General features: G+C 65.8%; 13 protein-coding genes and 2 rRNA genes. 1 reads left to right on the top strand and 14 read right to left on the bottom strand.

Annotation, left to right across the window (positions count from 1 at the left end; genetic code table 11):
- Positions 1–1,665 (bottom strand): CTP synthase, encoded by a 1,665-nt coding sequence (locus ACOQPE_RS11395; protein WP_420609028.1) that lies wholly within the window; start codon positions 1,663–1,665, stop codon positions 1–3.
- A gap of 163 nt (positions 1,666–1,828) precedes the next feature.
- On the opposite strand from ACOQPE_RS11395, the gene ACOQPE_RS11390 reads away from it, so the two are divergent.
- Positions 1,829–3,334 (top strand): amidohydrolase family protein, encoded by a 1,506-nt coding sequence (locus ACOQPE_RS11390; RefSeq protein ID WP_420609027.1) that lies wholly within the window; start codon positions 1,829–1,831, stop codon positions 3,332–3,334.
- Positions 3,335–3,342: 8 nt separating this feature from the next.
- On the opposite strand, the gene ACOQPE_RS11385 is transcribed toward ACOQPE_RS11390, so the two are convergent.
- From ACOQPE_RS11385 to ACOQPE_RS11325, 13 genes are all read right to left on the bottom strand, one after another.
- Positions 3,343–4,548 (bottom strand): hypothetical protein, encoded by a 1,206-nt coding sequence (locus ACOQPE_RS11385; protein WP_420609026.1) that lies wholly within the window; start codon positions 4,546–4,548, stop codon positions 3,343–3,345.
- Positions 4,455–5,327: a glycosyltransferase gene (locus ACOQPE_RS11380; protein WP_420609025.1), complete on the bottom strand. Its 873-nt coding sequence runs from the start codon at positions 5,325–5,327 to the stop codon at positions 4,455–4,457. Before ACOQPE_RS11380 ends, ACOQPE_RS11385 begins: the two co-directional genes overlap by 94 nt.
- Positions 5,324–6,385 carry a copper transporter gene (locus ACOQPE_RS11375; RefSeq protein WP_420609024.1) on the bottom strand — a complete coding sequence of 354 codons (1,062 nt, stop codon included), beginning with the start codon at positions 6,383–6,385 and terminating at the stop codon, positions 5,324–5,326. The genes ACOQPE_RS11380 and ACOQPE_RS11375 overlap by 4 nt, the downstream gene beginning before the upstream one ends.
- 13 nt (positions 6,386–6,398) lie before the next feature.
- Positions 6,399–7,577 (bottom strand): putative cytokinetic ring protein SteA, encoded by a 1,179-nt coding sequence (gene steA, locus ACOQPE_RS11370; RefSeq protein WP_420609023.1) that lies wholly within the window; start codon positions 7,575–7,577, stop codon positions 6,399–6,401.
- A 2-nt stretch (positions 7,578–7,579) separates the two neighbouring features.
- On the bottom strand, positions 7,580–9,181 hold the full coding sequence (gene recN, locus ACOQPE_RS11365) for a DNA repair protein RecN (protein WP_420609022.1): 1,602 nt from the start codon (positions 9,179–9,181) through the stop codon (positions 7,580–7,582).
- Positions 9,181–10,050 carry an NAD(+)/NADH kinase gene (locus ACOQPE_RS11360; protein WP_420609021.1) on the bottom strand — a complete coding sequence of 290 codons (870 nt, stop codon included), beginning with the start codon at positions 10,048–10,050 and terminating at the stop codon, positions 9,181–9,183. The genes recN and ACOQPE_RS11360 overlap by 1 nt, the downstream gene beginning before the upstream one ends.
- Positions 10,047–10,883 carry a TlyA family RNA methyltransferase gene (locus ACOQPE_RS11355; RefSeq protein WP_420609020.1) on the bottom strand — a complete coding sequence of 279 codons (837 nt, stop codon included), beginning with the start codon at positions 10,881–10,883 and terminating at the stop codon, positions 10,047–10,049. The genes ACOQPE_RS11360 and ACOQPE_RS11355 overlap by 4 nt, the downstream gene beginning before the upstream one ends.
- A gap of 64 nt (positions 10,884–10,947) precedes the next feature.
- Positions 10,948–11,967, bottom strand: coding sequence for a 2-oxoacid:ferredoxin oxidoreductase subunit beta (locus ACOQPE_RS11350; RefSeq protein ID WP_420609019.1), 1,020 nt, complete (start codon positions 11,965–11,967; stop codon positions 10,948–10,950).
- A gap of 88 nt (positions 11,968–12,055) precedes the next feature.
- Positions 12,056–13,999 (bottom strand): 2-oxoacid:acceptor oxidoreductase subunit alpha, encoded by a 1,944-nt coding sequence (locus tag ACOQPE_RS11345; RefSeq protein WP_420611387.1) that lies wholly within the window; start codon positions 13,997–13,999, stop codon positions 12,056–12,058.
- A 64-nt stretch (positions 14,000–14,063) separates the two neighbouring features.
- Positions 14,064–15,170 carry a class I fructose-bisphosphate aldolase gene (locus tag ACOQPE_RS11340; protein WP_420609018.1) on the bottom strand — a complete coding sequence of 369 codons (1,107 nt, stop codon included), beginning with the start codon at positions 15,168–15,170 and terminating at the stop codon, positions 14,064–14,066.
- A 120-nt stretch (positions 15,171–15,290) separates the two neighbouring features.
- Positions 15,291–16,142: a hypothetical protein gene (locus tag ACOQPE_RS11335; RefSeq protein ID WP_420609017.1), complete on the bottom strand. Its 852-nt coding sequence runs from the start codon at positions 16,140–16,142 to the stop codon at positions 15,291–15,293.
- Positions 16,143–16,417: 275 nt separating this feature from the next.
- Positions 16,418–16,534 (bottom strand): 5S ribosomal RNA (gene rrf / locus ACOQPE_RS11330).
- A 148-nt stretch (positions 16,535–16,682) separates the two neighbouring features.
- Positions 16,683–19,765, bottom strand: a 23S ribosomal RNA gene (locus ACOQPE_RS11325).
- Positions 19,766–19,787 lie beyond the last annotated feature (22 nt).

Below are 19,787 nucleotides of genomic sequence, written 5' to 3'. Positions count from 1 at the left end.
TCAGCCCAGCGATTCGGTGCCCAGCGGCCCTGTTCCAGTCGAAGCCGGCAGCAGCTGAGGATTGCGTCCCTCGGCTCGCGCCAGCGCGGCGCCCACCAGTCCGCAGAACAGCGGGGCCGGGCGGTTGGGACGGCTCTTGAACTCCGGGTGGGCTTGGGTGCCAACCCAGAACGCGTGACCGTCCAGCTCGATGAACTCTGCCAGCCGCCCGTCGGGCGACAGCCCGCTGCACTGCAGGCCGCCCTCTTCCATTCGCTGCCGGTAAGCGCTGTTGACCTCGTAACGATGCCGGTGTCGCTCGTTGACCAGCGTGTCGCCATACATCGCCGCCACGCGACTGCGCGGCGCCAGCCTGGCCACGTATGCGCCGAGCCGCATGGTGCCGCCCTTGTCCTCGATGCCGCGCTGTGCATGCATGAGATCGATCACCGGGTGCAGCGTGTTGGCGTCAAACTCGGTCGAGTTGGCGCCCAACAGACCCAGCTCGTTGCGGCAGAACTCGATGACCATGACCTGCAGCCCCAAGCACAGACCCAGGCACGGAATGTCGTGCTCGCGTGAGTACGCAGCCGCGGCGATCTTGCCCTCGATGCCCCGCGAGCCGAATCCCCCTGGGATCACCATCCCATCGAGGTGACGCAGCCGCCCCGCGGCAAGCAACCCCTCGATCTCCTCGGAATGGATCCACTCGATGTCGACTTCGACGCCGTGGTAGGAGGCCGCATGGCGGAGCGCCTCCACGACGGACAGGTAGGCATCGGGCAGCGCCACGTACTTGCCGATAATGCCGACGCGCACCGTCGCCTGCGGCGCCTTGATGCGTGCGAGCATCGCCTCCCAGTCGGCAAGGTCGGGCTCGACGTCTTCGAAGCCGAGGATCCCGCACAGGAAGCTGTCGAGACCTTCGGACCGCAACACCATCGGAATCTCATAGAGGACCGAGGAGTCGGGGGCGTTCACCACGCCAGCCAGCTCGACATCGCTGAGGTTGGAGATCTTGTTGCGCAGGCCGTCCTCGATGGGTCCCTCACTGCGCAGCACGATGGCGTCGGGCTGCACGCCGCGGCTGCGCAACTCGGTCACCGAGTGCTGCGTGGGCTTGGTCTTCTGCTCGCCCGACGGGCCGATGAACGGCACCAGCGTCACATGGACGTAGCAGACGTTCTGACGGCCGACCTCGAGGCGCATCTGCCGGATTGCCTCGAGGAACGGCAGGATCTCGATGTCTCCAACAGTGCCGCCCACCTCGGTGATGACCACATCTACGTCGCCGTCGGCCAGCTTGCGGATGCGCTCCTTGATCTCGTCGGTGATGTGCGGGATGACCTGCACGGTCCGGCCCAGATACTCCCCCCGCCGCTCGTCGGCGAGCACTTTCTGGTAAATCGAGCCGGTCGTCGCATTCGAGTCACGGGTGAGCGATACGTCGATGAACCGCTCGTAGTGGCCGAGATCGAGATCGGTCTCGCCGCCGTCGTCGGTGACGAATACCTCACCGTGCTCGTATGGGTTGAGGGTGCCGGGGTCGACGTTGATGTACGGGTCCAGCTTCTGCATGGTGACCCGCAGTCCCCGGGCGGCCAGCAGCCGGCCGAGCGAGGCCGCCGTGAGCCCTTTGCCGAGGGAGCTGGCAACTCCGCCGGTGACGAAAATGTGCTTAGCCACGCGGCATCTTCGGTGGACGCTCTCGCATGTGTCATCAAGCTACCGTCGCTTCGGGCGGTGTTGGCTGATACGGGGTTGGCTGATCCTCACGGAAGTCCGGCAATTGCCTGCCGGATCCGCCGAGATCGTCGCCCCGAGTGAACAACCGGCCGGACGGAACATCATGAACGACGCATCAGACAAAGCCCAGGCGGCTGCGGCGGCGGATCTGCTAGTGCACGGTGCCGAACTGCTGGCGACGTGCGATGAGCAGCGGCGCGAGATTGCCGGCGGCTGGGTCGCCATCACCGGCGGACTCGTCAGCGCGGTCGGCGATGCCTCGCAGATGCCGCCCACAGCAGACCGGAGCATCGACGCCGGCGGGTGCCTCGTCACGCCTGGGCTCGTCAACACCCACCATCACATGTACCAAAACCTCACGCGGTCGTACGCTCCGGCGCTTCGGGGCGGATTGTTCGACTGGTTGACGACGCTGTACCCGCTGTGGGCGCGGCTCGATGAGCAGGGCGCGTACCTGTCTGCCTGGGTAGGTCTGGCCGAGCTGGCGCTCGGCGGCTGCACCACCAGCACCGATCACCTCTATGTGCATCCGCGGGGCGCAGGCGACTTGATTGCCGCGGAGATCGCCGCCGCCAGCGAATTGGGCATGCGCTTTCACCCAACCCGCGGCTCCATGTCGCTGGGCCAGTCCGACGGCGGGCTGCCGCCCGATGAAGTCTGCCAATCGCCTGAGGAAATCCTGGCGGAATCGGAGCGGCTGGTCGGCGTGCACCATGACCGCTCGCCGGACGCGATGGTCCGGATCGCACTGGCGCCGTGCTCGCCATTTTCCGTATCGACTGAGCTGATGACGGCAACGGCCGAACTCGCGGAGCGCCTCGACGTCCGCCTGCACACCCACCTGTGCGAAGACCCCGGCGAAGACGGCTTCTGCATCGAGATGTTCGGGATGCGCCCGGTGGACTACTTCGAACACTGCGGCTGGGGCTCGAATCGTTCGTGGATCGCGCACGGCGTGCAGCCCAACGCAGCCGAGATCGCCCGCTTGGGAATGTGGGGCACCGGTGTGGCGCACTGTCCCAGCTCGAACCTCCTGCTCGGAGTCGGACTGGCGCCGGTGCGCGAGCTGCGGGCTGCGGGTGTGCCGGTGGGACTCGGGGTGGACGGCTCAGCCAGCACCGATTCGGCGTCGATGTGGACCGAGGCACGCAATGCGCTCCTGGTCGGGCGCTTGCGCGACGGCCAACGGCACCTGAGCGCCGAGAAGGGCCTCGACAGCGGCAGGCCCGCCGATGGCCACGTCGGCGAGTCCGCCGATGACGCCGACGGAGGCGATGCTCAACAGGGCAACGCGGTGTATTTCTCCGCCCGCGAGGCCTTGGACCTGGCAACCCGTGGCAGCGCGGGCTGTCTCGGCCGAGTGGGCGAGATCGGCGAGCTGTCGCCCGGCGCGTGCGGTGACCTCGTGGTGTGGCAGCTCGACGGGCCTGCGTTCGCAGGCGCCCTCTCTGATCCCATCGAAGCATGGCTGCGCTGCGGCCCGCTGTCCGCCCGGGACACGATCGTGGCCGGACGCCCGGTTGTCTCCGGCGGCCAGATCGTTCACCCCGGCCTTGAGGAGCGCTTGGCCGAGCATCGCCACTGCGCCGCTGCCATGCAGCGGGCATAGGTGGAGATTCAGTTGCGGTAGGGCGAGCCGAGCCGGTCCAGCCACCGAAGCGGCGGGACCGCATCGATGATCCGGCTGAACGAGCAGCGTTCGCTCGCCAGGTTCAGGGCCGCCAGCACCGCCAGCACCACCCACTCGACGGTCGCCGGATACGCGACGACCGTCGCCATGCCCAAGATGGCGCCTACAGGATTGACGCCGGTGTCACCCTGCATGTGCTGCTCAGCGAGCTCGCTTCGGAGCAGGCCAGCCGATGCGCCAACGGCAGCCCCAGCCCACACAGCCCATTCGGTGACCTCGAATCCCAGATCGAAGCGTCCCGCTGAGCCGGACGCCACGAGCGCCGCCGGCGCCAGGGCGATGAGCCACCACCCGAGCGATGCCTTGGCGGCCCGTGCAGGCGCTCGATCCAGCAGGTTCAGCAGGTTCGCCGACAAGGCCACGATCAGCACCCCGCGTATCAGCGCCATCAGGCTCCACATGGCGTCAGGATCCATGCCCAAGCCCAAGGCATGCGGCACCGGGTCGAACCAATCCCCAGGATTCGTGCCAGCGAAGTAGCGGGCCTCGGCAGGGTCGCCCCACAGTGCGATCTGCACAGCCACGGTTGCGACAACGAGTCCGCCAAGCGCCTTCTGCAGCCCGGTCGTGAGGACTCGCTGGCGCAGACTCTGGCGAAGGTGCCCGGCGAAGCCGCTGGAAGCAACATATCCGTCTGGTGTTCCGCGGATGTCGTCGCGGTAGCCGAGCCAGCCGAAACCCCCAAGCAGCACCAGCGCAGCGATGCCGCCGGCGATGACAGCCGAATCAGGCGAGCGTGCCAGCAGCACAGATTGATCCAGCACATGTACGGCCTCGTGCATCTCGCCCTCTGGCAAGGAAACGATGACGGCGGCTGTGATCGCAACTGCGACCGAACCGGCGATGAGGACGACAAGACCCGAGACGGCGACGATCGGCTGCCCCCGGTAGTTGGGCCGGATCCAGCGATCTCGGCTCATGCGCGAGCCGAACCAGCGCCAGAGCAGGGCTGCAACGAGAAGCGATCCCGCAAATGCCGCTGTCAACAACGCTCCCGCTTGCGTCGTGTCGATGATCAGGGCCAGCGAGGGCACCAGCGTCATGACCCGCGTGCGCGCCGGCGCCGCAACGAACGCCACGAACGCAGGTGCCGAAGCGAGCGCGGCGGCCAGAGCTGCCGTGCCCGCTGCCATGACTGCCGTACCGCGCGCCCGAGCTGCTGCCCCCGGTCGCGCGCCGGCACACCGCGAGCCGCCGAGATGACGCGTCCCGCCAGTGAGGCGGCGAGGGAATAGACCGCCTTTGGCCAGCCGGTGCGGGCTACCACGGCGAGGTAGACGTGTCTCCCGATTCGCGCTCGATGCGCGAAGCCGCTGAGGTCACGTCCAGTCTGCCGATGGCTGAATCCGATCTCGACCTCGCTGATGCGGGCTCCGCGATCGGCCGCATCGAGCGTCAGACCGACCTCGAGTCCGAAGCCGGGAGCGAGCTGAAGTGATCTCATCAGCGGACCCCGCACGGCGCGCTGACCCGAGAGAGGTTCAGCCAATTCCAGTCCCGTCTCGGAACGCAGGACACGTGCCGCGAACGCCTTGACGAGCCCGAACCCGCTCGGACTCTCAGCACCACCGAAGACGGCGATCGTCATGTCGGCTTCGCCCTGCCCAACTGGCTGCAGCAAATCGGCAGCCAGCGCGGCTGAACCGCCCAGATCGGCATCGATGAGGAGGTACACGTCGGGGGCACCCGACGCCGCGACTCCCGCGGCGACCGCCGCTGCTTTGCCGCGGTTGCGTGCGAGCTCGATGACGCGCGCTCCTGCAGCCGCAGCCGCAGCCGCAGTTCGGTCCCGGGATCCGTCGTCAACCACGATGACGTCGAGCACGTCGGGCACCGTTCGCAGTGCCGTCACCGTGGCACCGACCGTGTCCGCCCGGTCGAAGGCGGGCACGATCGCCACGGCGTGGGTCATGACGGGCCCAATCCGTGGTTGAGATCAGCTCCCGAGAAGTGATCGACGGCAGGCAGCCGCTCCAGCGCAACCAGCAGCGCCAAATCGCCCGAGAAGGTATCGACATCGTCGACGCTCGCGAACGCTCCCGCGAGCACGGCGTCGGCGCGAACTCGCTCCAGCACTGCGCCGTAGCCCACTCCTGCTGCCCCTGGAGCAGGTACTTCGACGATGACGCCAGTGCCCGAGTGGCCGTCGTCAACGACCGCCCTCAACAGGTCGAAAATGAAGTCCTGGTTCAACCCGGCCGCCGTCGCATCGGTGACCACCACGAGTCGCAGTTGCTCCCCTCCCAGCAGGTGCAGCGCTACAGCGCCGGTGCCGTCATGAGTCACCAATTCCAGATCGCGGAGCAAGGTGAGCGCAGTACGCGTCGGCGGGACCGCCGAGAAGCCGCGAGAGAAGCCGTCAAGTGCTCCGAAGTCGGTGACCGCATTGACGTCATCAGCGAGCATCTGGCTGGAACCGGCCTCCGCGGGCCTGAACAGTGCCTGAGGCAGCAGGAAGCGAAGCGCTCTGCGCACCGCGTTGCGGCTGTCACCCGCCAGCGAGAACGCGTCGGCGATGCTCTGGCGCACGCCGGGGTCGTGCAGGCGGAGGTCATCGCTGAGCCACAGCACCCCGCCATGGCGCGCGTCGGTCGCATCGAGGCGTGCACGGATGGCTGCCACGGCGGCCCGATCCGTGGATTCCGGGGCGACGATGAGCGTTGTCGTGCCGCTCAGCCGTCCTTGGGGAAGGTACGGCCGTACGAGATCCTCTACCTCGAACCGCACGGACAGCGCATCTTCGACGCTCGCAAGCGCCGCGTCGCGTGCCGCCTCAGCCTCGCCGAGTTCCGCCTCGGCTTCCGCTTGTCGCTCGATCGCCGATTCGGTGTCGGCCTGCAACTGGTCCACGCGTGACTCCAGGTTGCTCACCAGCACCGAGTCCACAAATGTCGAGCCCAGCGCCAGGCCGATCGCCAAGGCCAGGAAGACCGCCGCGATCGACACGATGTGGTAGCGGAGGTTGATCATTCGCCCGACCGATCTACAGGCCCATGTTGATCCATAGGGTGCGCAGCAGAAGCCGGCCCGGCTCGGTCACCGCGGCGATGACGCCGATGGTGACGAGCGCCGAGACGATCAGCATCGCCATGTCGCGCTTGCGCACCTGGGTGCGGTAGAGACGGCTCACGCCCTTCGCATCCACGAGCGCCGGAGACACCTGCATCCGGGTCAGAAAGGTGGATGCCATGCCGCTGCGGCCCTTGTCGAAGAAGTCGACCATCGACGTATGGGACCCCACCTCGACGATCTGCTCGGCTCGCTGCTCGAACGCCAGCCGCAATGCCAGGTCCTCGCTGGTTCCGGGCGCAGCGATGACGTCGTAGCTCAATCCGGCGTCGTCGAGGCGGACCGCGCCCGGCGCGCCGCCTTCGAGATAGGCGTGCACGATGAGCTGCGCCCCGCACTCGAGTGCCCGCGGCGACACCGAGTCGAAGTCGCCGATGATGATGTGGGGCACGAGACCGGCCTCGAGCAGCGCATCGGCACCCCCGTCCACACCGATGATGACGGGCCGCATGTCCGACATGTAGCCCGACCGGCGTAGTGCCGCCAGATCTTCGCGGTAGTCGATTCCGCGTACCACTACCAGCACGTGGCGGCGTCGCAGCTGGTGCCGCAGCGGCGGGATCTCCAGCTCATCGGTGAGAACCTGCGGTTCCCTCTCCAGGTACTCGAGCGTGTTCCGGGCAAAGCTCCCGAGTTCGCTGCGCACTGCCACTCGCGCCGATTCCAGTACGCGTTCGAAGTGCTCGGCATCGCGGCGGTATCCGGTCCCGATCACCTGGTCGCCGCGCAGCACCTCATCGCCTGAGATGGCCAGCTCCTCGCCGTCTCGGAGCGATGCAAACACCCCCTCGCCGATGTCGTCCAGCACCGGTACTCCTGCTTGCGCGAGCGTGAGACCGCCCAACGCCGGGTACCGGCCGGTCATCGTCGGTTCTGCGTTGATCACCGCGATCGCCCCCGCGGCCAGAAGGCCGTCGGCAGCGACCCGATCCAGGTCTGCGTGGTGGATGACCGCAATCTCGCCGCGTTCCAAGCGGCGCAGGAGGTTCTTGGTGCGACGGTCCACCCTGCACCGTCCCGCGATCTCCACGTGGCTGCCGCCGTGATTGCGGCGCAATCGCAGGCGTCCCCACAACGCGCGCGGGCGGGACATGCTCACTCTCGCGTGCCGCCCCGTGCTGCGGCGGCCACCTCCAGCAATTCAGTCGCGTGCTGGCGGCCGCTCGCCCATGCAGGCTGACCCGCGAGCATCCGCGCCAGCTCACTGACGCGATCGGGTCCCGTCACGGCGACGAGGTTGGAAGCCACTGCGTTGCCGTCGTCTGTCTTCCGAACGGCTACCTGGTGGTGTGCGAATGCCGCGACCTGTGGGAGATGCGTGACCACCAGCACCTGGTGCTGGCTGGCCAGCGAAGTCAGCGCCTGGCCGACGGCAACTGCTGTCTCGCCGCCGATGCCAGCGTCGACCTCGTCGAACACCAGGGTCGGCGGGCCGGCGGTCAGCACGAGTCGCAACGCCAGCATGACGCGCGCCAGCTCGCCGCCCGATGCCACCTTCGACAGCGGACCGGGTGGGGTGCCCCGGTTCGCGCTGAAGAGCAGTTCGACGCCGTCGCTCGGCGCTTCGCCGGTGACGCTGACCTCGAGCGTGCCGCCTGCCAACGCCAGCGACGCGAGGTGCTCGCCCACCGCAGCGGCGAGACCAGGTGCAGCCGCTCGACGAGCTGCAGCCACAACGTGAGCCTCGGCTTCGACGTGGCGTTGCGCCGCATCGATGCCGGCCTCCAGCTCGGCGGCCAACTCGGTGTGGCGTTCGAGCTGCGACAGCCGCTCTGCTGCCTGGGCACCGAACGCGCGCACATCGGCCAGCGTGTCGCCGTACTTGCGGGTCAGCTCGCGCAGGAGCTGGTGCCGGGCACGGACGTCGGCCAGCGCCTGCGGGTCGTCCTCGACCGTGTCGAGCATTCCTCTCAGCTGCGCAACAGTGTCATCGAGCTCCGCGGCCACGGCACCCAAGCGGTCGCTCACCGGGGCGAACGCCTTCCGGGCGGCCAGCAAAGCCGCCGCAGCGCCCAGCCTGTCGATCGCGCCGTCGTCTCCAGCAAGTGCCTGGCGTGCCGCATGACCATCCGCGAGGACCGATGCTGCATCGGCCAGCAGGTCCTCCCGCTCGGCGATCGAGCTCAATTCGTCAGGATCTTCCAGCTGCGCCGATGCGATCTCGTCAACCTGGTACCGCAGGAGATCGATCTCCTGCGCCCGTGCTCGCGCGTCTCCGCCGAGTGCGGCCAGGTTCTCGGTGAGCGCTGTCAGTTCGTCACGCGCTGCTGCAAGCGGGCGCACATCGATGCCGCCCCAGCGGTCGAGCGCCTCGCGCTGGGTGCGAGCGCGCAACAGCGATTGGTGCTGGTGCTGCCCGTGAAGGTCAACGAGCTCGGCCCCGAGCTCTGCAAGCTCTGCCGCCGACGCCATGCCGCCATCCACGTAGGCACGGCTGCGACCGGCTGCTGGGATCACGCGGCGTAGCACACGCTCGCTGCCATCAGCCTGCACGAACCTGCCCTCGACAACTGCTTCGACTGCGCCGGCGCGCACCATCGCCGGATCAGCGCGACCGCCCATCAACAGCTGCACCGCCTGCACCACCAGCGTCTTGCCGGCGCCCGTCTCGCCGGTCAGCGCGGTCATGCCTGGGCCGAGCACCAAGTTGGCATGGGAAATGACGCCGAGATCGTGCACCGCCAGCTCGACGAGCATCAGCGGTCCTTGAGGCCGAATTTGTGCTTCAGCACACGATGAAAGCTGTCGCCGCCAGCGGTGATGAACCGCGCGTCGTATGGAGCGCGTGTCACGACCAGTTCATCGCCGGTCGCCAGCAAGCTGGCCGAGCGCCCGTCCACAGCGGCGAGCGCCGGCCGCTCGCTGATCACGCGGATACCGATCTCGGTGTCCGGCGGCAGCAGCAGCGAACGATCGAAGAGCATGTGCGGCGCGACCGGAGTGACCTGCAACGACGAGTGCGTCGGCGCTACGACCGCACCTCCTGCCGAGAGGCTGTACGCCGTGGAACCCGTCGGCGTGGACACGATGAGGCCGTCTGCTGCGTAGGTCGCGAACACATCGCCGTCGAGCCACACTTCCAATCTGACCGTGTGCCCCGGATCGCGCTTCTCGAGCACGACCTCATTCAGTCCCGTCCACGTCTCGTCATCTTGGGCGCCAATGTCATCGGCACCGCTGTACCGCACACGTGCGCTGACCATCATCCGCTCCGAGACGTCTAGGGACCCTCCGAGCGCCGCGGCGACCATGTCGGTGAGCTGTGCCGGCTCGAATTCGGTCAGGTAGCCGAGGTGGCCCACATTGACGCCGAGCACCGGCACGCCCGCGGCTGCCACCAGATCGAACGAGCGCAGCATGGTGCCGTCGCCGCCGATGCTCACAGCGAGATCCGGGACAGTCCGGATCGGTTCATCGACACCGAGTTCGGGGCGACCGATTGCCGTGGCCTCCACGCCGCCCATTTCCACCGCGTGACCCTCGCCCTCGAGCCAGGCCACCAGTCGTTTCGAAGCTGTCAGCGCCTCGGTGCGCTCAGCATGGGCGATGATCAGCACGTCACTCATACCGATGCCCCCTCGGAAGCAGCGCTGGGTGCCGTCTCGATAGCAGTCTCGATGGCGCTGTCAAGATCGAACTCGCCTGACGGCTCAGCCTCTAGGCGACGGCAGTGCAAGAAGAACTCGACATTGCCGGCGGCCCCTCTCAACGGCGATGCGGCGAGGCCGGCGGGTGCGAGACCATGGCGGGAGGCATTCGATGCCACGTCGCTGAGCACTCGCCGCCACACGTCCGGATCGCGCACCACTCCCTTGCCGCGCGAGGCCTCGCGCCGGCCGGCCTCGAACTGCGGCTTGGCCAGCAGAACCGCTTCCCCGCCGGGCGCCGTGCACGCTGCGAGGTTCGGCATCACCGTGCGCAGCGAGATAAACGACAGATCGGCGGTGATGATGTCTGCGGGGCCACCGATGTCTTCGGGCCGGACATGGCGCACGTTGCACCGTTCCCGCACGGTGATGCGGGAATCGGCCCGCAGGCGGGCATCGAGCTGTCCCCAGCCGACATCGATCGCAACGACTTCCGCCGCGCCCCGCTGCAGCAGGCAATCGGTGAAACCGCCCGTCGAAGCGCCGGCATCGACGGCGCGCCGCCCCGCCACTGCGATCCCGAATTCGTCCAGCGCGGCGTCCAGTTTCTCTCCGCCGCGTGACACGAACCGAGCCGGCTCACCGCTGATCTCTACCGGCTCGGCAGCCGACACCATGCGGGACGCTTTCTGCGCGACCGAACCGCCCACGAGAACCCGGCCGTCCGAAACAAGTGCTTGGGCCGCTGCGCGAGACGAGGCCAGGCAGCGCCGGACGAGCTCGTTGTCCAGGCGTCGTCGGACGGCGTTCATGCAGCCGAAAGTACCAGCGCGCCCGCGGCGCACCGCAGTGGTTTACGCGACGAAAGAGGTGTCTTCAGACGTACCAGGTGCCGCGCGAGCGCAGCAGCTGCGCAATGTCAGCGGCGCCCTGCTTCTGCTGAGCCGCCGCCAGTTGCCGGGTGGAGGCCATGGCGTACTCGCTGCGCCGCACGGCGCGGAACACGCCGATCGGCGTGGGCTCAAACGGTCCGCGCGCGAGACGCGCCAGCATGAAGGCGGTCGAGGGATCGTGCTTCGTCTCGTCATGGGTGAGCAATTCGTCGGTGCTCACATCGGCGGTGTGGACAACCCGTGCGCAGCCTGACTCGTCGATGACCCCGAACTCGCCGTCGGCTCCGAATTGAATGGGCTCGCCGTGCGTCAACGAGATGAGGTTGGCATCGCGGTTCTGCTTCTTGGTGACCCCTTCGAAGGCGCCGTCGTTGAAGACATTGCAGTTCTGGAACACCTCCACGAACGCGGCGCCGTCGTGCTCGTGCGCTCGCCGGAACGTGTCCATCATGTGCTGGCGGTCCATGTCGTGTGTGCGCGCCACGAACGACGCCTCGGCACCGAGCGCCACGGCGAGCGGGTTGAACGGGGCGTCGAGCGAACCCATCGGCGAGCTCTTGGTGACCTTGCCGATCTCGCTCGTGGGGCTGAACTGGCCCTTGGTCAGGCCGTAAATCTGGTTGTTGAACAGCAGCACCTTGATCTTGACGTTGCGGCGCAATGCGTGGATCAGGTGATTGCCGCCGATCGACAGCATGTCGCCGTCGCCGCCGATCACCCAGACGTCGAGATCCGGCCGGGCCATCGCCAAGCCGGTGGCGATGGCGGGTGCTCGGCCATGGATGCCGTGCACGCCGTAGGAGTTCATGTAGTAGGGGAACCGGGCAGCGCAGCCGATGCCTGACACGAACACCGTGTTGTGCGGTTCGGTGCCGAGGCTCGGCATCAGCATCCGCATCGCGGTGAGGATGGAGTAGTCGCCGCAGCCCGGGCACCAGCGGACCTCCTGGTCGGAGGCCCAGTCTCCGGGCTGTGTGGTCGGCGTGATCGAGGTGTCGGTCATCGTGCTGTTCGCCTCTGTCTGTACTTGCTGAACCTGTACTTGCTGAACCCAGTGGCCCTGGATTCGTTGATCATCGTCTCGTCGGCGCCTAACTGCCCGCCAGTTCCTCCAGGCGCTTGCGCACTGCTGAGGTCACCTCGCCGGTCGTGAACGGCACACCGTCGATCTTGCCGATGTGCTCGACATCGATCAGGTACTTCGCCCGCACCAGATCGCACAGTTGCCCCTTGTTCATCTCGGGACACACCACGGCCCGGTAGCGCCGCAGCACCTCGCCGAGATTCGCGGGCAGCGGATTGAGGTGGCGCAAGTGCACATGCGCCACCCGGTGGCCGTCGTCGCGCAGCCGTCCGGCGGCAGCGTCGATCGCGCCCCACGTGGAGCCCCAGCCCAGTACGGCGAGATCGGCGTCTGCCTCGCCGGCGACCTCGACATCGGGGACGTCGACACCGTCGATCTTGGCCTGCCGCAGATCCACCATCAACTGGTGGTTCTCGGGCTCGTAGGAGATGTTGCCGGTGCCGTCCTCTTTCTCGATGCCGCCGACGCGGTGCATCAGCCCTGGTGTGCCGGGAATGGCCCACGGGCGAGCCAGCGTGTCGGGATCCCGCAGGTACGGCAGGAAGATGCCGTCGCCGTCTTCGTTGGTGCCGTTGAACTCCGTCGCGAAGTCGACACCGATGTCCGGCAGCGCATCGACATCGGGCAGCAGCCACGGCTCGGAGCTGTTCGCCAGGTAGCCGTCGGACAGCACGATGACGGGTGTGCGGTACTTCAGCGCGATGCGAGACGCCTCGATCGCGATGTCGAAGCAGTCAGCCGGACTGCGCGGCGCCACGATCGGCAGCGGCGACTCGGAATGCCGCCCGTACATGGCCATCATCAGGTCTGCCTGTTCGGGCTTGGTCGGCAAACCCGTCGACGGGCCGCCGCGCTGGATGTCGAGCACCACCATCGGGAGCTCGAGGCTCACCGCAAGGCTGAGCGTCTCGCCCTTCAGCGCCAAGCCGGGCCCCGATGTGGAGGTGAATGCCAGCGCTCCGCCGAAGGCCGCCCCCACCGCTGATGCCGCAGCAGCGATCTCGTCTTCGGCTTGGAATGTCCGCACGCCGAAGTTCTTCTTGAGCGACATCTCATGCAGGATGTCCGAGGCCGGCGTGATGGGGTACGAACCGAGGAACACCGGCAAGCGCGCGAGCTGGCCCGCCACGACGCAGCCCCAAGCCAGCGCCGTGTTCCCGTTCACGTTGGTGTATTCGCCAGGTGCCAGCGGGGCCGGCTTCACCTCGTAGTGAGCCTCGAAGATCTCAGCCGTCTCGCCGAAGTTGTAGCCGGCCTTGAACGCTGCGGTGTTGGCGTTGATGACCTGTTCGCGACCCCGGAACTTGGTGTTGATGAACTCGAGCGTCGGCTCGACCGGCCGCGTATACATCCACGAGATCAAACCGAGCGCGAAGAAGTTCTTGGAACGCTCTGCATCGCGCGGCTTCACGCCGTGCTCGGCCACGGCGTCGCGGGTGATCTGGCTCATCGGCACTGGGTACGAGCGGTAGTCATCCAACGTGCCGTCGTCGAGGGGATTGCTGGAGTAGCCGGCCTTTTCCAGGTTGCGGTCGTTGAAGGCATCGGTGTTCAGGATCAGTGCGCCGCCCTGAGCGAGGTTGTGCAGCTGCGCCTTCAGCGCCGCCGGGTTCATTGCCACCAGCACCGTCGGAGCGTCGCCCGGGGTGGTGATGTCAAAGTCGGAGATGCGCACCTGGAACGCCGAGACACCGGCGAGTGTCCCTTGCGGCGCGCGGATCTCGGCGGGGAACTCAGGCAGCGTGGACAGGTCGTTTCCGAGCGCCGCGGAGATGCTCGTGAATTGGTCACCGGTGAGCTGCATGCCGTCGCCGGAGTCGCCGGCGAAGCGAATGATGACCTCGTCGATCTCCTGCAGCGGCAGTTCGCGCGATGCGGTATCGGTCACTGTGTCTCCTAGGGGAAGGGCTCCTGGCGGGAACGGGCCCGCAGTAGTAGGGCCTTGGGGGATTGCGGTCGCTCCAGGCGACCACGCTAGCCGCGGCTGGGTGAATGCAGCCGGGTTGGATCACGCCTCAGGCGATGGTCACCGCCTGGTCCAGATAGACGTCCTGTATGGCGCCGAGCAGTTCGACGCCTTCGGCCATTGGGCGCTGAAACGCCTTGCGTCCTGAGATCAGCCCGATGCCGCCGGCTCGCTTGTTGACCACTGCGGTGGTGACGGCTTCGGCCAAGTCGGTGGCCCCTGAACTGGCGCCGCCGGAGTTGATGAGCCCAACGCGTCCCATGTAGCAATTCGCCACCTGCCAGCGGCACAAGTCCACCGGATGGTCCGTCGTCAGCTGGTCGTACACCGCCGCATGCGTCTTGCCGAAGCCCGGCACTGAGATGAAGGCACCATTGTGCTCAGGCAGCTTCTGCTTGATGATGTCGGCCTCGATCGTCACGCCGATGTGGTTGGCCTGTGCTGTGGCGTCGGCCGCGACATGGTTGTCGACCTGAGTTGACTCGCCGTCGGCATTGTCGCCGGACAGGTTGATGTCTGGGTTACGCAGGTAACACCACAGCACGGTGAACATGCCGAGGCGGTGCGCTTCCTCGAATGCCGCTGCCACCTCGGTGATCTGGCGGCCGCTCTCGGCCGAGCCGAAGTAGATCGTTGCGCCGACGCCGGCGGCTCCGAGCTCATGTGCTCGCTGGACCGAACCGAACATGATCTGGTCGTAGGAGGCTGGGTAGGTCAACAACTCGTTGTGGTTGATCTTGACGATGAGCGGGATGCGGTGGGCGTAGCGGCGGGAAACCGCTCCGAGAACGCCGAACGTCGTGGCCACGGCATTGCAGCCGCCCTCGACTGCCAATTCCACGATGGAGGCCGGATCGAAGTAGATCGGGTTCGGCGCGAACGACGCGGCACCCGAGTGCTCGATTCCCTGATCCACCGGAAGGATGGAAACGTAACCGGTGCCTCCGAGGCGACCGTGGTCGAACAGCGACTGGAGGCTCCGCATGACCTGCGGAGAACGGTCGGTGCCGGCGACGACTTCGGTCACGAAGTCGGGCCCGGGCAGGGTGAGCAAGTCGCGCCCGATGCCTTCGCACTTGTGGTCCAGCAGATAAGAGGCCTGCTCGCCCAGCAGGCGCACAATGTCGGTGGTCACGATGTACGGTTCGCCTCGCATTATCTGACGGCGCCGGTTTTGGGGCTGGTACCAGGGGCTGGTACTGGGGGCGGCGCACGCCGAATGACGGACTCACTCTATCCGCGCGGTTCCGCGAGAAGGCTGATCCGGAACCGCTCGTCAGGTGTCGTGGGTGCCGAGCGCTGCCAGCCGATCCTCGACGTCCACAAAGCCGGGATCCACCTCCGCGATCCGGGCAAACCCGCGCCGGGCACGCTGCAGGTCGCCCACCCGGTCGTACAGGTCTGCGAGCGCGTACCACAGCCGCAGGTGATGCTCCTTGGGCCGCTTGGGACGCAGCGGACCCGCCTCAAGCAGGCGGATCGCATCACGCGGCCTGCCTTCGTCGGCCAGCGCACCCGCTGCCACGATCCGTCCCTCTGTGATCGTCTGAGCGTCGGGGTCGGCGTGCCTCAGCCGATCCCACACATCGTGCACCTCGTTGAGCCGTCCGAGCGCCCGGTAGCAATCCGCGAGCACCGGCAGCTGATCGACCGCGCCCGTCAACTGCTCGTACTGCTCGAGCCGGTGCGACGCAGCAGTCCATCGGCCGAGCCGGTATAGCGTGAGGCCGTACAGCTCCTGCACCTCGGCGACCGCGGCATACCGGGACGCCAGCGGCCGCAGCGTGGTGAGGGCATCCCCGAAACGCTCTGCGAGGAAGTCCTCCCCTGCCTCGCGCAATCGCTGCGACAGTCGCTGCTGTTCTGCGGACGGCATGCCCCGCACGCCGATCGGATCGAGCTGGGGAACCTCAAGTCGCACCTTGGAGCGACGACGACGTGGCGCGTCCTGCGGCGCACGCTTGGCGCGCTCGGGCGGCGGTGGCTGCTGAGGTCGCGGGCTCTGGCGTTCAGGCACCTTTGCCGCGTAGGCGTCACCCCGGTCGGCGCCGGGAATCGGCCGCAACACCGATGCGCCTTTGCGGGCCACCCCACCCCAGTCGGTGCGGCGAGCTGCCCGGGATGCCACCTCGTCGACCGGCTTATCGGGTCGCCGCGGAGCGTCCGAGCGGCGCTGCTGGGGTCGCCGACCGCGGGTGCGGCGCTGTTGATCATCGCCATCAGAACGGCCCCGGGGAGCGCGATCAGGCTGACCGCGACGGCTCCGATCCTGCCGCTGGCCACGGCCGCGATCGGGTCGCCCGTGTGTCGGCTTGCGAGGCGGGCGCCGGTTCTGCGTCACCCCCCGAGGGTAGGCCCGCAAGCGCGAAGAACCCCCGCCGCTAACACGACGGGGGTTCAGGGTTCCGGCAGCGACCTACTCTCCCAGGGGAATTGCCCCCAAGTACCATCGGCGCTGGCAGGCTTAACTTCCGTGTTCGGAATGGGAACGGGTGTGGCCCTGCCGCCATAACCACCGGAGATCTGTCGGTGCAGATTCCTGCACTGCGTACGGGCTTGCCGTACGCAGCATTCCGCGCTGCGTACGGGCTTGCCGTAGGCAGCATTCTGCACAGCGATGCACGCACAGCGCACGTACGTGAGGTGCGCTTCCTCGAGGCTGAGTACCGATACCAAGCCCTCGGCCGATTAGTACCGGTCTGCTGAACACATTGCTGTGCGTACACATCCGGCCTATCAACGTGGTTATCTGCCACGGGCCTTACCTGGTTGTACCAGTGGGAGATCTCATCTTGGAACAGGCTTCGCGCTTAGATGCTTTCAGCGCTTATCCCTTCCGCAGGTCGCCAACCAGCCGTGCTCCTGGCGGAACAACTGGCACACGAGAGCTGCGTCCATCCGGGTCCTCTCGTACTACGGACAGCTTTCCTCAAATCTCCTACGGCCACAGAGGATAGGGACCGAACTGTCTCACGACGTTCTAAACCCAGCTCGCGTACCGCTTTAATGGGCGAACAGCCCAACCCTTGGGACCTGCTTCAGCCCCAGGATGCGATGAGCCGACATCGAGGTGCCAAACCTTCCCGTCGATATGGACTCTTGGGGAAGATGAGCCTGTTATCCCCGGGGTACCTTTTATCCGTTGAGCAACGACGCTTCCACACGCAATCGCTGGATCACTATGCCCTGCTTTCGCACCTGCTCGACCTGTATGTCTCACAGTCAAGCTCCCTTGTGCCATTGCACTCGACGACTGATTGCCAACCAGTCTGAGGGAACCTTTGGGCGCCTCCGTTACCATTTGGGAGGCGACCGCCCCAGTCAAACTACCCGCCTGGCACTGTTCCCGAACCCGATCAGGGTCCTAGGTTAGAGTTCCGACATGAGCAGGGTCGTATTTCAAGGGTGACTCCACGCATGCTGGCGCACACGCTTCCTAGTCTCCGACCTATCCTACACAACACGTGCCACAACCCAATACCAAGTTATAGTAAAGGTCCACGGGGTCTTTCCGTCCTTCTGTAGCCAACGAGCATCTTTACTCGTACTTCAATTTCGCCGGGTCTGTGGTTGAGACAGTGGGAAAGTCGTTACGCCATTCGTGCAGGTCGGAACTTACCCGACAAGGAATTTCGCTACCTTAGGACCGTTATAGTTACGGCCGCCGTTTACCGGGGCTTAGGTTCACAGCTTCGCTCCGAAGAGCTAACCGTTCCCCGTAACCTTCCGGCACCGGGCAGGCGTCACAGCGTATACATGGTCTTACGACTTCGCACGCTGCTGTGTTTTTAGTAAACAGTCGCTTTCCCCTATTTTGTGCCACCCTTTCCGGCTCGGGCAGCTAGTGCCGTCACCATCGCAGGGTCATCCTTCTCCCGAAGTTACGGATGCAATTTGCCGAGTTCCTTAACCACAGTTCTCCCGTTCGCCTGAGTATGCTCTACCTGCCTACCTGTGTTGGTTTAGGTACGGGCACCACGTGAACTCGCTAGAGGCTTTTCTAGGCAGCATGGAATCAATGACTTCGCCTGTAGCGGCTCGGCATCGCGTCTCGGACTTCATGGGGCCCGGACTTACCTAGTCCCCGTCCTACTCGCTTACCCCAGGTCTACCATCGCCTGGGTTCACCTATCCTCCTGCGTCCCCTCATTGCTGTCCTCGGTGCGGTGGGTCGGTTCGTCGTTCCCCGAAGGGAGGACAGCCCCTTAGCAACCGCATTTTGGACTTGGCGCGCACGTGGTGGTACCGGAATATCAACCGGTTGTGCATCGACTACGCCTCTCGGCCTCGCCTTAGCTCCCGACTAACCCTGGGAGGACCAGCCTTCCCCAGGAACCCTTGGGCTTACGGCGGAGGGGATTCGCACCCCTCTCTCGCTACTCATGCCAGCATTCTCACTCGGACCCGCTCCACCGGCGCTCACGCTCCGGCTTCGCTGCAGGCACGACGCTCCCCTACCCCTCGAGCTCGCTCGAAAGCGAACTCAAAGGCGCGGCTTCGGCGGTGTATTTAGCCCCGTTACATTATCCGCGCAGGACCACTCGACCAGTGAGCTGTTACGCACTCTTTCAAGGGTGGCTGCTTCTAAGCCAACCTCCTGGCTGTCTGGGCAATCCCACATCGTTTGCCACTTAATACACACTTAGGGGCCTTAGCCGGCGCTCTGGGCTGTTTCCCTCTCGTCCAACGAAGCTCATCCCCCGTGGACTCACTGCCGCACTCTGGAGCCATGGCATTCGGAGTTTGACTGGGGTCGGTAAGCTTGTGGGCCCCCTAGCCCAATCAGTGCTCTACCTCCATGGCTGAACGTGCGACGCTGCACCAAAATGCATTTCGGGGAGAACCAGATATCACCGTGTTTGATTGGCCTTTCACCCCTATCCACAGGTCATCCGCCCAGTTTTCAACCTAGGTCGGTTCGGGCCTCCACGGAGTCTTACCTCCGCTTCACCCTGCCCATGGATAGATCACACGGCTTCGGGTCTACAGCATGCGACTGTGCGCCCTATTCGGACTCGCTTTCGCTCCGGCTTCCCATCACTGGTTAACCTTGCCACACACCGTAACTCGCTGGCTCATTCTTCAAAAGGCACGCTGTCGCGCTTGGACACAAGTGCCCAGTAGCGCTTCAACTGCTTGTAAACCAATGGTTGCAGGTACTATTTCACTCCCCTCCCGGGGTACTTTTCACCTTTCCCTCACGGTACTAGTTCGCTATCGGTCGCCGACACATATTTAGCCTTACGAGGTGGTCCTCGCAGATTCACGCCGGCCTTCACGGAACCGGCGCTACTCGGGAGCAATCCCAGGAGGCAAGCAGATTTCGCGTACGGGGCTGTCACCCTCTGCGGCCCGCCTTTCCTGTACGGTTCCGCTATCTGCCTGCTTTGTAACTCCTTGACCGATCTGGTGCTCGGTCGGGGATGTCCCACAACACCGATCCGGCAACGCCACCAGGCTTTACCACCGGACTCGGTTTAGGCTCTTCCCATTTCGCTCGCCGCTACTCCGGGAATCGCTGTTGCTTTCTTTTCCTCAGGGTACTGAGATGTTTCAATTCCCCTCGTTCCCTCTACCTGCCCTATAGATTCAGGCAGGAGTGACACCCGATAAAGGGTGCCGGGTTTCCCCATTCGGATATCCACGGATCAAAGCCTATTCGGCGGCTCCCCGTGGCTTATCGCAGCCTATCACGTCCTTCATCGGTGTTCGGCGCCAAGGCATTCACCATTGGCTCTTCGTAGCTTGGTATATCGATACTCAGTCTCGAAGA

Origin of the sequence: Candidatus Poriferisodalis sp. (assembly GCF_965219595.1) — a bacterium.
Lineage (GTDB): Bacteria > Actinomycetota > Acidimicrobiia > Acidimicrobiales > Poriferisodalaceae > Poriferisodalis.
This window is presented reverse-complemented; position numbering and strand designations above follow the sequence as displayed.

What these genes read in the sequence shown, in the direction of transcription:
- ACOQPE_RS11390 (WP_420609027.1), top strand. Translation starts at nt 1,829, where the DNA reads ATGAACGACGCATCAGACAAAGCCCAGGCGGCTGCGGCGGCGGATCTG.
- ACOQPE_RS11385 (WP_420609026.1), bottom strand. Translation starts at nt 4,548, where the DNA reads ATGGCAGCGGGCACGGCAGCTCTGGCCGCCGCGCTCGCTTCGGCACCT.
- ACOQPE_RS11380 (WP_420609025.1), bottom strand. Translation starts at nt 5,327, where the DNA reads ATGACCCACGCCGTGGCGATCGTGCCCGCCTTCGACCGGGCGGACACG.
- ACOQPE_RS11375 (WP_420609024.1), bottom strand. Translation starts at nt 6,385, where the DNA reads ATGATCAACCTCCGCTACCACATCGTGTCGATCGCGGCGGTCTTCCTG.
- steA (WP_420609023.1), bottom strand. Translation starts at nt 7,577, where the DNA reads ATGTCCCGCCCGCGCGCGTTGTGGGGACGCCTGCGATTGCGCCGCAAT.
- recN (WP_420609022.1), bottom strand. Translation starts at nt 9,181, where the DNA reads ATGCTCGTCGAGCTGGCGGTGCACGATCTCGGCGTCATTTCCCATGCC.
- ACOQPE_RS11360 (WP_420609021.1), bottom strand. Translation starts at nt 10,050, where the DNA reads ATGAGTGACGTGCTGATCATCGCCCATGCTGAGCGCACCGAGGCGCTG.
- ACOQPE_RS11355 (WP_420609020.1), bottom strand. Translation starts at nt 10,883, where the DNA reads ATGAACGCCGTCCGACGACGCCTGGACAACGAGCTCGTCCGGCGCTGC.
- ACOQPE_RS11350 (WP_420609019.1), bottom strand. Translation starts at nt 11,967, where the DNA reads ATGACCGACACCTCGATCACGCCGACCACACAGCCCGGAGACTGGGCC.
- ACOQPE_RS11340 (WP_420609018.1), bottom strand. Translation starts at nt 15,170, where the DNA reads ATGCGAGGCGAACCGTACATCGTGACCACCGACATTGTGCGCCTGCTG.